Origin of the sequence: Dyadobacter frigoris (genome assembly GCF_005280585.1) — a bacterium.
Lineage (GTDB): Bacteria > Bacteroidota > Bacteroidia > Cytophagales > Spirosomataceae > Dyadobacter > Dyadobacter frigoris.
Genome location: NZ_SZVO01000006.1, coordinates 430,863 through 443,464, shown reverse-complemented (window position 1 = coordinate 443,464; position 12,602 = coordinate 430,863). Strand labels below are relative to the sequence as shown.

Annotated in this window: 10 protein-coding genes and 1 riboswitch; of the genes, 7 read left to right on the top strand and 3 right to left on the bottom strand. The window is 40.0% G+C overall.

Annotation, left to right across the window (positions count from 1 at the left end):
• Positions 1-9: 9 nt before the first annotated feature.
• The gene (hxpB, locus tag FDK13_RS15275; RefSeq protein ID WP_137340866.1) at positions 10-660 is read right to left on the bottom strand and encodes a hexitol phosphatase HxpB; all 651 of its coding nucleotides are present in this window, start codon (positions 658-660) and stop codon (positions 10-12) included.
• Between the two features lie 107 nt (positions 661-767).
• A riboswitch (TPP riboswitch) is annotated at positions 768-860 on the top strand.
• Positions 861-940: 80 nt separating this feature from the next.
• On the opposite strand from hxpB, the gene thiM reads away from it, so the two are divergent.
• The 6 genes from thiM to FDK13_RS15245 all read left to right on the top strand — a co-directional run bounded on the left by thiM (position 941) and on the right by FDK13_RS15245 (position 7,045).
• Positions 941-1,735: a hydroxyethylthiazole kinase gene (gene thiM, locus FDK13_RS15270; protein WP_137340865.1), complete on the top strand. Its 795-nt coding sequence runs from the start codon at positions 941-943 to the stop codon at positions 1,733-1,735.
• Positions 1,736-2,926: 1,191 nt separating this feature from the next.
• Positions 2,927-3,550 carry a thiamine phosphate synthase gene (gene thiE / locus FDK13_RS15265; protein ID WP_137340864.1) on the top strand — a complete coding sequence of 208 codons (624 nt, stop codon included), beginning with the start codon at positions 2,927-2,929 and terminating at the stop codon, positions 3,548-3,550.
• Positions 3,547-4,377: a bifunctional hydroxymethylpyrimidine kinase/phosphomethylpyrimidine kinase gene (gene thiD, locus FDK13_RS15260; protein WP_137340863.1), complete on the top strand. Its 831-nt coding sequence runs from the start codon at positions 3,547-3,549 to the stop codon at positions 4,375-4,377. Before thiE ends, thiD begins: the two co-directional genes overlap by 4 nt.
• A 6-nt stretch (positions 4,378-4,383) precedes the next feature.
• Entirely contained in the window at positions 4,384-5,034 is a 651-nt protein-coding gene (gene tenA / locus FDK13_RS15255; RefSeq protein WP_137340862.1) for a thiaminase II, read from the top strand.
• 125 nt (positions 5,035-5,159) lie between these two features.
• The gene (locus FDK13_RS15250) at positions 5,160-5,660 is read left to right on the top strand and encodes a pyridoxamine 5'-phosphate oxidase family protein (RefSeq protein ID WP_137340861.1); all 501 of its coding nucleotides are present in this window, start codon (positions 5,160-5,162) and stop codon (positions 5,658-5,660) included.
• A gap of 479 nt (positions 5,661-6,139) precedes the next feature.
• A complete protein-coding gene (locus FDK13_RS15245; protein ID WP_137340860.1) occupies positions 6,140-7,045 on the top strand; it encodes an LEA type 2 family protein in 906 nt (301 codons plus the stop codon).
• Positions 7,046-7,315: 270 nt separating this feature from the next.
• On the opposite strand, the gene FDK13_RS15240 is transcribed toward FDK13_RS15245, so the two are convergent.
• Positions 7,316-9,268 carry a glycoside hydrolase family 127 protein gene (locus FDK13_RS15240; RefSeq protein WP_137340859.1) on the bottom strand — a complete coding sequence of 651 codons (1,953 nt, stop codon included), beginning with the start codon at positions 9,266-9,268 and terminating at the stop codon, positions 7,316-7,318.
• Positions 9,269-9,507: 239 nt separating this feature from the next.
• Complete coding sequence (locus tag FDK13_RS15235; protein ID WP_137340858.1) at positions 9,508-10,872, bottom strand: sigma-54-dependent transcriptional regulator; 1,365 nt, start codon at positions 10,870-10,872, stop codon at positions 9,508-9,510.
• 448 nt (positions 10,873-11,320) lie between these two features.
• On the opposite strand from FDK13_RS15235, the gene FDK13_RS15230 reads away from it, so the two are divergent.
• Complete coding sequence (locus FDK13_RS15230; protein WP_137340901.1) at positions 11,321-12,571, top strand: efflux RND transporter periplasmic adaptor subunit; 1,251 nt, start codon at positions 11,321-11,323, stop codon at positions 12,569-12,571.
• The last annotated feature ends 31 nt before the right edge of the window (positions 12,572-12,602 follow it).

The window sequence follows — 12,602 nt, the reverse complement described above, 5'->3', positions numbered from 1 at the left end:
CATTTATTCTTAAACTCCTACGGCCAGAATGTCAAATTCTTCCAGTGAGTGCAATTTGTAATGGGCAAGATCAAATTTCGGATCGTTGTATACTTCTGCTGTTGGAACACAGATTGTTATCATTTTGGCGGCATAGGCGGAACGAAGACCGGTGAAAGAATCTTCAAAAGCAATGCACTCATGAACCGGAACGCCCAGTTTTGCAGCTGTCGAAATGTATACAGCCGGATGTGGTTTGGTATGTTCTTCGAGTTCCCCGGAATGCCAGGTATCAAAATAATCAATGATTTCAAGTCTCCGGAGTACCGCTTCAATGAGTTCCATATGAGAAGCAGAAGCAACAGCCAGTTTTATTTTTTCAGCATGAAGGTTTTTGATCAGATCAATCGCACCAGGCATAGGCTTGGCGTTGGCAATAATATTTTTGTGTGCAATCGTTAAAATCTCGTGTTCGAGCTCTGCGCGGTTGGGTGTGTTCCAGGGCTGTATGCGGTAGCAGAATTCAAGAAATAATTTTATAGACAAGCCGGTTGTCTGAAGTTTCAGGTCGTGGGTTAGTTTGAAGTTTACTTTTTGCATCACTTCCGTGGCTGCTTCCGTCCAGATCGGTTCTGAATCGATAAGCAATCCGTCCATGTCAAATATTGCCGCTTTAATCATTTGTAAAAAAATAGAGTTTAGATGTGAGATAGCAAGGTTAAGAAAAACCAGTGTTAAAAATACTTTCTGTTTTTAATAATGACCAAAACTACTACATTCGCAGATAAGAATGGCTTTAGGGGTGTCCGAAATTGGACTGAGAAATACCCTTTGAACCTGAAACAGTTTGTACTGTCGTAGGAAAAAGCGTTTAAACAGAAGTTTTAACTTTTGTTATCTCAATTCCGGGTACTGCTGTCCAGGGCCGATTCGTTTTGTTTTCTTTCAAAACCCGGTAAAAATGAAATTTAATCTTGCTGAAAATCTGACAGAGTTAAGAGCAAAATCGCCTCTTGTTCATAACATTACAAATTTTGTCGTAATGAATTATACCGCCAACGCGCTCTTAGCAATTGGCGCATCACCCGTTATGGCACATGCTGTGGAAGAGGTTGAAGATATGGTAGCCATTGCAGGAGCTTTGGTAATCAACATCGGAACACTTTCGCCTGCCTGGGTGGAAGGTATGAAGAGGGCGATGTCGGCGGCTGTGAAATTTGGTAAACCAATTATTCTGGATCCGGTTGGCGCAGGTGCTACTGCTTATCGGAATGTCACACTTACTGAATTACTAAATACAGCGTCTCCAACTTTAATCCGTGGGAATGCCTCTGAAATCCTTGCATTGGCAGGAAATAATATTCAGACAAAAGGGGTAGACAGCACTGCAAATTCTACGGATAGTCTGCAAGCTGCGAAATTATTAAGTCAGAAATATGGCTGTGTGGTTAGTGTCAGTGGCGCTACGGATGTCATTGTCAGCGGTGAAAAAGTGGCTTATGTTGACAATGGTGTTTCGCTTATGACCAAAGTTACGGGAATGGGTTGTTCGGCGTCGGCCATTGCCGGTGCATTTCTCGCAATTCAGTCGGATGGCTTTGAAGCGGCTGTTTCTGCCGCTGTAATGATGGGTGTTTGTGGTGAAAAGGCGTTTGAAAAAGCCAAGTCGCCAGGATCATTTCAGATTGCATTTTTAGATTTATTATCGGAATTGTCGCCGGAAGAGTTGGCGGAATTGGCGGTTGTTAGGTTGTAGTAGTTGGTGGAAATCAATATAAAAATTTGGTTATCAAATTAATAGTAGAAAATTGGTTGGACGCAATTATGTCACCCCGTTGGGGTTATAGAACGTAGTTCGTAATATCCTTTCTATAATAATGTCATCCCTTCGGGATTTGAATTGGTTAAATGTTTCAGGTTTAGATATAGCAGAGAATGCTTTATCAATTATGTCGCTCCGTTGGGGTTAGAAATGGTTGTTGGTAATATGTTTTCTATAATAATGTCATCCCTTCGGGATTTGAATTGGTTAAATGTTTCAGGTTTAGATATAGCAGAGAATGCTTTATCAATTATGTCGCTCCGTTGGGGTTAGAAATGGTTGTTGGTAATATGTTTTCTATAATAATGTCATCCCTTCGGGATTTGAATTGGTTGAATGTTTCAGGTTAAGATATAGCAGAGAATGCTTTATCAATTATGTCGCCTCGTTGGGGTTATAACAAGGTTGTTGGTAATATGTTTTCTATAATAATGTCATCCCTTCGGGATTTGAATTGGTTGAATGTTTCAGGTTTAGATATAGCAGAGAATGCTTTATCAATTATGTCACTCCGTTGGGGTTAGAAATGGTTGTTGGTAATATGTTTTCTATAATAATGTCATCCCTTCGGGATTTGAATTGGTTGCATGTTTCAGGTTAAGATATAGCAGAGAATGCTTTATCAATTATGTCACTCCGTTGGGGTTAGAAATGGTTGTTGGTAATATGTTTTCTATAATAATGTCATCCCTTCGGGATTTGAATTGGTTGCATGTTTCAGGTTAAGATATAGCAGAGAATGCTTTATCAATTATGTCACCCCGTTGGGGTTAGAAATGGTTGTTGGTAATATGTTTTCTATAATAATGTTATCCCTTCGGGATTTGAATTGGTTGAATGTTTCAGGTTTAGATATAGCAGAGAACGCTTTATCAATTATGTCACCCCGTTGGGGTTAGAAATGGTTGTTGGTAATATGTTTTCTATAATAATGTTATCCCTTCGGGATTTGATAAAATCTCAAACTCAATGTTTGATTTTATCAATTTTGGCTTTCGAATTACACAATCCCGAAGGGATGACATTATTATAGCGGAGAAACGTAATATCCGGCCAAAACCCCGAAGGGGTGGCATAATTATAGCTACCAACTTTCCTAAATCCTTAATTACAAAAATAAAAATTATGCAACTATACCTCGTAACCGATGAAAATGCCTGTCTCGGCAGAGATCTGTTCTGGGTTGTGGAAGAAGCAGTAAAAGGCGGCGTGACGATGGTTCAACTTCGGGAAAAATCCTTAGGAACCCGCGCTTTTATAGACCGGGCAAAAAAGATGAAAGATATACTTCTTCCCTACAATGTCCCACTTATTATAAATGATCGTGTTGATATTGCACTTGCCAGCGACGCCGATGGTGTGCACGTTGGACAAAGTGATATGCCATATGAAATGCTTAAAGACCTATTGCCGCCAGAAAAAATAATCGGTCTATCCGCCGAGACAAAAGAAGATGTGTTAGAAGCGGAAAATTGGGATTTAACTTACCTTGCCGTGAGTCCATTATTTTCAACTCCTTCAAAAACAGATACTTTAAGACCCTGGGGAATGGATGGCCTAAAATGGGTTAAAGCAAACAGCAAACATCCGCTTGTAGTAATAGGCGGATTAAACGAAACAAATACAGCGGAAGCCATTTCTAACGGAGCGGAAGGAATTGCGATCATTTCGGCCATTTGTAGCGCCATTTCTCCTTTTGAAGCTGCTAGATATTTAAAATTTCTGATCAACAAAATTGAAAAAATATGAAACGCTATTCCACAGTACTCACCATTGCAGGATCCGATAGCGGGGGAGGGGCAGGAATTCAGGCCGATCTTAAAACAATTGCCGCACTCGGCGCATATGGTGCTTCTGCTATTACTGCTTTAACAGCGCAAAATACAACAGGTGTTCGAGCCATTCATCCCGTACCAGGCGCGTTTTTGAAATTACAATTGGAAGCAGTTTTTGAAGATATAATCATCGATTCAGTCAAAATAGGCATGATTAATACAGTCGAGACAGCTGTAATTATCGCAGAAATTCTGGATCGTTTTCAACCTGGATTTGTCATTTTTGACCCGGTTATGGTTTCCACAAGCGGTGCTAAACTGATTCAGGATGAAACCATTGATGTTTTGTGGAAAGAATTATTTCCACGTGCTGCTTTAATAACACCAAATCTGGATGAAGCCAGAATTCTGGTTGGCAGAGAAATAGAAAATTCTGATGAAATGATCGGGGCGGCTGAGGAGATGATTGACAAAGGTTGTCAGGCTGTTTTGCTTAAAGGCGGACATCTGATCGCCCCCAAATTATTCGATGTTTTTGTCCAAAAAGGTGAAAAACCACAGATTTTTGAAAGCGATTATATTGAAAGTAAAAACGTCCATGGAACAGGCTGCACACTTTCTTCTGCTATTGCTGCCTATGTTGCGCTTGGGAATTCGCTGCCGGAATCAATCCGGTTGGCTAAAATTTATATAGCCGGGGCTATTGAAGCGGGGAAAGATATTATAACCGGAAAAGGTTCCGGCCCGCTTAATCATTCGTTTTCTCCACAGGCAATGCAAATCAGAAATTACGATAATTAACATCCTATGAAATTTACAGATCATCTCTGGAATGAAGCATTACCGGTTTACAACAAAATTCAGGAACATCCATTTAATCAGGAAATGATGGCCGGAACCTTGCCGGTTGAAAAATTCAAGTTCTATATTTATCAGGATTCCTTATATCTGGCAGAGTTTGCGAAGGCGCTTGCAACGGCGGGAACCAAGGCCGGAACAAGTCAGGAATTACTCGATTTTCTGCAATTTGCCCAAAATGCGATTATCGTTGAGCGGATTTTACACGAAAGTTATTTCAAAGAATATGTCATTGATTTTGACGGAGGAAAAGCGCCGGGATGTTTTGCCTATACGAATTATTTATTGTCGACCGCCGCTTATGAATCGTACGAAGTTTCGGTAGCGGCTTTGCTTCCATGTTTCTGGATTTACAAGAAAATTGGCGATTACATTTATGCAAATCAGGCTTCTCCTAATCCTTATCAAAACTGGATTGACGCGTACGCAGGGGAAGAATTTGCCGCTTCCGTTGAAAAAGCGTTGTCCATTTGTAACAATCTGGCTGATCAGGCTTCGGAAACTGTAAGGGGGAAAATGACCGAAGCTTATCTCAATGCCTCCAAACTGGAATATGTTTTTTGGGATAGTGCGTATCAGCTCGAAAACTGGAAGGTTTGAATGACTAAATGTGTTTTCTGAATTGCCGGGAATTAATTTCAAGGTAGGTTTCTCGTTGCTTTTGGAACGGTTATTTTAATTGGGTCTGTAATTAATATTCATCACAGACTTAAAATTAAATCGTTATGGAAAAGAATCTTCAAAGTTCCGAAGCAATAAAAAAGTTGAAATCACTTGTTGAAGATATTCGTTTTTGTATGTACACAACCTATAAAAACGGAAAAATTGAGTCGCGGCCAATGACTACACTGGAAGTGGATAAAGAAGGTAATGCCTGGTTTTTTACCAGCAAACAAACCGGAATTGGGCAGGAAACAGGGAGTGGGGAAGATGTAACTTTGATTTATTCTCATCCGGGCGATAATACGTATTTGAGTGTAACAGGTTACGCAACGATTGTTGAAGATGAACAGAAAAAAGAAGAATTATGGAGTCCATTGTCCAACGCGTGGTTTCCGGAAGGAAAAGATGATCCAAATTTGGTTGTGCTGAAAGTGACCACGGATGAGGCAGCTTACTGGGATAGTCCTTCTTCGAAAATGGTCGTTTTCTTTTCAATGGTGAAAGCGGCGGTTACCGGCCATGAAAGTGATCCGGGAGATCATGGAAAGTTAAATCTGGCTTAATAACAGCCTGGTTTTTATTATAAAAATCAGATCGTCTGTCGAAAGTTTGTTAATTCTAACAGACTTCTGCAGGCGATCTTTTTATTAAATAACCCGTAAAATTTATCTTGATCAAGCATAACGAAAATATTCGGGCACATGATGAGTTTGCAAAAAAAACGCTGTAAATAAGGGAATTAAATATTAATCCAACGCTTTATTATGAAAGATAGGGAAATACTATTCCTGGTAGCTTATGAATTGCTGATTTTCAATTCTATGGCCTTTGCTAAATGTTCATACCAAACGATACAGGTATTTCTACATAACTTTTGAATACCCGAATGAAGAGATATATCCACAATAATTTTTCAAATGGGATTTTAATAGGCGTAAAAAATCATCAACGAATTACATTAAAACTAAAAATAGTACAGAAATAAATTGAAGAATGATTTTTGGGGGAATACATATTTCATAACCAAAATAATGCTGGACTCATGACAGACCGCTCAAAAATATCGGCTTTCTTTATCGTAATCTTGTTTTTGCTTGTCGCTGTCGGGGTGGCTTTCTATCTCTATGAATCAAGAAACGCCAATCCTGTGTCCGGTCTTAAACCCAGGATTGAAATGAGTATCAGTAAAATAACCCACATCACAGACAGTACCATGGATATGTCTCTCAAATTGCTGGTTGATAACCCGTTGCCTGTTGGGGTGGATATAAAGAATTTCAGATATCTTGTGAAAATGAACGGTGTTAAAATCATTGAAAGTGAATATGCAGATTCATTAAAATTGAAGTCGCGGGATACGACAATGGTTATGTTGCCTACCAAAATCGATGTAAAGAAATTGGTAACAGTAAGCAAAAAAAGTGCGTCGGCCGGTGAAGACAGCGCCGACTATAGCTTCGAAGCGGCGTTAAATCTTAAAAAACCATTTTTAGGAAAAGATACTTTACATATTGATCAGGATAAAAGACTTCCGTTAATCCGCTTGCCAAAAGTAGAAATGCAGGATTTTGATATAGAAAAATTTCGATTAAGTAATTCCGAAATATCCATTAAGTTGAAACTTATTAATCCGAACGCATTTTCGGTTGAATTCCGAAATCCGTCTTATGTTTTTGATTTGGGTAAACAAAAAGGATTGGCAAAAGGATCAGTAAAAGGTGTTACAAAGGTAAAAGCAAAAAGCAGCCAGGTATTTGAAATTCCAGTGGAAGTAGGTATGGGAAAAGCGCTGAAAACCACGGGCGTATTAATTTTCAAAGGCAAAAGTTTACCCTTCAAAATGTATTTCAAATGCAAGCTGGTTTCTGACAACGATATGATGAAAAACAGCGACATGAGTTTGATCATGGAAGGGGAATTAAAAGATCTTCAAAAGAATATCAAGTAAAAAATGCCGCGATCCAATTAAAGCCGCGGCATTCTTATGATCAACCCATTCTATCATTCACTCATTCAAAATTCTATCATTTCAAAATGTATTTCAAATGCAAGCTGGTTTCTGACAACGATATGATGAAAAACAGCGACATGAGTTTGATCATGGAAGGGGAATTAAAAGATCTTCAAAAGAATATCAAGTAAAAAATGCCGCGATCCAATTAAAGCCGCGGCATTCTTATGATCAACCTATTCTATCATTCACTCATTCAAAATTCTATCATTTGCCCTCGTCAAACCAAATCGTCATCTCATTAGCGCCCCGATTCGCCCAGGCATAATAAGGAATGAGCACTGCTGATTTTGCGTCATTGGATTTCAAAACAGTAAGTCCGCCCAGAAAATCTTTTTGATATTCGGATGTAAATAGCTGATTTGGGGCGATGGTCATGGAAAGTGCTTTTCCGTTGTTATCTTTTCCTTCTGCACAATATAGAACCGGACCGCGTTCAATTGCGACTTTCCCTTTATCGGTTTTTATATTTTCATTTGCAATAACTTTTCTTACAGGCATATCGAGTGCGAGAGTTACTACATCACCGGATTTCCACTGACGATTTAATTTGATATAACCATTTTCAATCGTTGCAGGTGTAGTTTTTCCATTGATTGTCAGTGTGATGGGTTTTACCTGCTTGTCCTGATAAGTATATAAATCTCCTGGAATTGCCTGTCCGTTAGCCCATCCCGGAATTCTTATCGAAAGCGGAAAGCTGGCTGATTTTGCCGGTGAAACGGTAATTTTAATATTCCCATCCCATGGGTAATTCGTTTTCTGATTAATTTTTACCGCATTGTTGTTGACTTTCAACTCAGATTCGCTGTCCATAAAAAGATTAACTAACAACTCATTAGCTTTCGTTGCATAAACATAACCCGGCAGTGATGGTAAAAACCTTGTAACATTTGTCGGGCAGCAAGCACAGGCAAACCACTCATGCCGGGTAGCGCCGAAGCCATGCCCGAAATCGTTTATACCGTTGGATGCCATTGGATTTACATAGAAAAATTCATTTCCCGAAACCGACATTCCTCCCAGAAATCCGTTGTATAATGTTCTTTCAAATACATCCATATATTTGGATTCACCGGTGTACAAAAACATTTTGTGGTTCCAGATCAGATTTGCTACGGCTGAGCAGGTTTCAGCATAGGCATTATCATTGGGAAGAACATAAGCTGCATCAAAAGCTTCGCCGTCCGCACGGGCACCAACGCCTCCGGTTATATATTGTTTTTTGGTAGTGGCATCATCCCAAAGTTTGTGAATAGCCTGGCTGTATTGAGGATCATCTTCGATCGTAAGCATATCCGCGATTGCCGCGTACAGATATTGCGCTCGAACGGCATGTCCAACCGCTTCCGTTTGTTTTACAACCGGTTTTTGATCCTGAAAATACGAAGGGCCAAGTCTGTGCTCGTCAAGGAAAAGCGGACGTTTGTCAGAGCGGCCGCGCATGTCAACAAAGAAATGGGCAAGATCCAGATATTCCTTTTTATTGGTAGTCCGGTAAAATTTTACCAATGCAATTTCAATTTCTTCATGCCCCGGAACCACAATCATTTGTCCTGGTTTAGGGCCAATGGTTCTTACAAGATGATCCGCATTTTTAGTAGCGATGTCCAATAAAGTCTTTTTGCCAGTTGCCTGGTAATGGGCAACAGCGGCTTCATAAAGATGCCCCACAATGTAGAGTTCATGGCTGCCATTTTCAAAAGAATAACGGGTAGGTCCCGCAATCCAGTCATAAGATCCGGTGGTGTCTTTGTTGATTGTACGGATGGTATACAAATATCCGTCAGGTTCCTGAGCTGCCGCAAAAAGTACGATCAGACTATCAAGATAGTGATCCAGTTTGGGGTCATAATGATTTTGGAGAGAATAAGCAGCGCCTTCAACTACTTTAAAAACATCTGAATCGTCAAATCTGGTACCATGGAAAACGCCCTTTTTTAATCCTCCCGCGACAGCGAAGTTGTCAATACGGCCTGTTTCTTCACATTCCTGAAAAACATGAGGAATCATAACCGTCCGGCCTGTTTCCAATTTTTCATGCCAAAATCCCTGATGCAGTTTTACATCTTTAAGCGGAACTGATGTGATCGGATTATTTTGTGCAAAACTTATTTGAGTTAAAAATAGAAGAAGAATCAGTTTGCAATACTTTATCATTAGTTATGAGTTGAAATGAGAAGTTGTTTAACATAACGATAAAAAGCGTAAAAAATATGCCAAAGGGCAATCAGCTTTCGGCAGTCGGCTTTTAGCAGGTTAATAATTATAAAAGACTCAGCCGAAAATTGAATGCCCAACCCTGTATAAGCAATCGTCGTCACTCGAAAGAAACCGAGAGGGCTCAACTCTCAATCGAGCGGCGGCCGCTTTCCATTCTCAACTTTCAACTAAAAAAATTAAAGTCCATACTTCTCCATTCTCCGGTACAAAGCCGCCCGGCTCAATCCCAGTTCTCTGGCAGCGTCTGTAATATTTCCGTTGAAACGTTTCATCGCCTGCACGATCATGTTTTTCTCCATGTCCTCCAAATCGAAACCGGTAGCCGTTGTTGGTTGTCCACCGGATGTTTTAAGGAAAAGGTCATCGGGCTGCAATGTTTTTTCCTGGGACAGGATCACTGCCCTCTCGATGGCATGCTGCAATTCCCGGATATTTCCCGGCCAGTTATATTGCTGCATTTTTTTTATCAATGCGCTGCTGATATCGGTAACCGGGCGATTATATTTTTTGCGAAATTGTTTCAGATAAAATTCAGCAAGCGGCGCAATATCTTCCGGGCGTTCACGAAGCGGAGGAAGATCCAGCTCAATGGTATTAATACGGTAGAAAAGATCCTGCCGGAAAGTTTTATCAGCGACCATACTTTCAATATTCATATTAGTCGCGCAAATCAAGCGAACGTCCAATGGAATTGACTTATTGGAGCCAACTCTGGTAACCTTGCGTTCCTGTAAAACGGTCAGCAATTTTGCTTGTAAGGAAAGTGTCAGGTTGCCGATTTCGTCCAGAAAGATGGTTCCTCCTTTTGCCTCTTCAAATCGTCCGGCGCGGTCATCTTTGGCATCTGTAAAGGCACCTTTAACGTGACCGAAAAGTTCGCTTTCAAAGAGTGAGTCACTTAACGCACCCAAATCTACAACCACAAACGGCTTGTCAGACCGCTGGGAATGCTGGTGTAAATGTTTTGCCAATTGTGTTTTTCCGGTACCATTTTCTCCCAAAATCAAAACATTAGCATCCGTCGCTGCCACTCTTTCCGACGTTTTCAAAACGTGCTGCATCCCGGCACTTTGCCCGATTATGGCATCAGACGATGATTTTTCCTTTTTACCATCACCTTTTTCCTCAGTTCCTGCTGCCAGTTTATCACCTTTTTTCTCATTTAATACATCCTCGATGGTTGCAATGAGTTTGTCATTTTCCCAAGGTTTTAAAACAAAATCAGTAGCGCCGGATTTTATGGCGCGAATCGCCATTTCAATATCTCCGTAAGCTGTGATCATGATCACTTTTATGTTTGGATTGATATCAAGAATCCTGTCAAGCCAGTGAAATCCTTCTCTGCCGCTGTTCACATCACGTGTGAAATTCATGTCGAGCAAGATCAGATCGTAACTGCTGTTGGTTACCAAAAAAGGTAGTTTTTGAGGATTTTTTTCAATGTCGACAAGTTTCGCGTGGCGTTTGAGCAACAATTTTGCTGCACTTAAAACATCAACATCGTCATCGATTATAAGAATTTTGGCTTCGGAAAGGAGCATGTTTTTTGGCTTTGGCTAATATTAAATTCTTTGTTTTGCAGTCAAATATTGAATTGATCATTAAATCAAAAGGCAATATTGGTTAATTTTTGCGTAATTTTTAAGCTAATAAGATACTTAACACAATCTTCCATGCTGTTTTATAAAAAGTATTCCTGTAATCCCGGGTTTTGATAAGAGGTTAGCGTACAGAAATATGTGTCCACGACATCATTTTGGCTTGTCCGAAGCCGAACAAAAGTGTCCGATATTGAACATGTTTGATAATGTTAAAATGAGTAATTTTATTGATTTTCAATTAGTTATGTTGGCTTGGTTTTCCTGGCACAAGGATTGGATATAAGAAGAAACAAGATTTTTAAACGATATTTATAAGCCTGACTATATAATGGAAGTTAAAACACCAGTTTCGGGGAGCAACGGATCTAATTTTGCGGGAGGATCAACAATGGATAAAGTGAAACCAAAGAAATTTTGGAACAGCCGGAGAATAGGGATTATTGCCGGAAGTGTCCTTTTGGTTAGCTTTTTGGTTTACCAGTTTTTCTTCGCCGATAAGAGAAGCAAGCTGAATGTTCAGCAGGATAAACTTACTATTTCAACCGTAAAAACAGGTGTTTTTGATGAATTTATTGTTGTTACCGGGGTTGTTCAGCCTTTAAAAACAATTCAGCTGGATGCGATCGAAGGGGGTTATGTAACACAGAAACTGATCGAAGGCGGTAACATGGTAAAACAGGGTGATGTACTTTTGAAACTTGAAAACCAGAGTCTGAAATTAAGTTTCCTTCAATCAGAAACGGAAGCCAGTCGTTTGGTAAATGATCTTCAAAATACCCGTCAGCGTCTGCGTGTGGAGCGTTTTGCTTTGCAGAAAAGTCTGAGTGAACTGGATTTTCAAATTGATCAGGCCAAAGATGCGCATGATCGTAACATTAAACTATATAAGGATAAAGTAATTCCTGATGCTGATTTCCTTAAAACCAAACGTGAATTCGACCGTTTGACCAAACAGCGTGATATTGAAATTGAATCACAGAAATACCAGGAAGAAAACTCCAAAATGCAGATTTCTCAATTGGAAGGAACACTTGCCAATACCAAGAAAAACGTTGACTTGTGGAGGCAAACGCTTGATAACCTGGTTGTAAAGGCCCCGGTTTCAGGTATGCTTTCTTCTATGAATGTTGAAGTTGGGTCAAATATTAATCAGGGCCAGAATATCGGGCAAATTGATGATTTGAATGGTTTCAAAATGCGTGTAAGTGTTGATGAACATTATATTTCTAGAATTTTTGCCGGCCTGACGGGTAGTATGGATTTTAACGGCAAAGCATATACTTTGAAAATTATCAAAATTTATCCTGAGGTTTTAAGCGGACGTTTTGAAGTGGACATGGAATTTCCCAAAGGCGGTGCACCTGAGCTGATCAAACGCGGGCAATCTGCCCCGATCAGATTACAGCTTGGACAACCATCAAAAGCAACATTATTGCCTGTTGGCGGATTCTTCTCTGAAACTGGTGGAAACTGGGTGTATGTTTTAGGTGCTGACGGCAAACGTGCAGCAAAACGCAAAATCACACTGGGACGTAAAAACCCTGAATATTTCGAAGTACTTGAAGGATTGCAGCCAGGTGAAAAAGTGATCACAAGTTCGTATGAGAACTTTGGAGACAACGAAGTACTGGAATTCTAGGCTAGCTGTTGGCTTTTAGAGATTAGCTGTT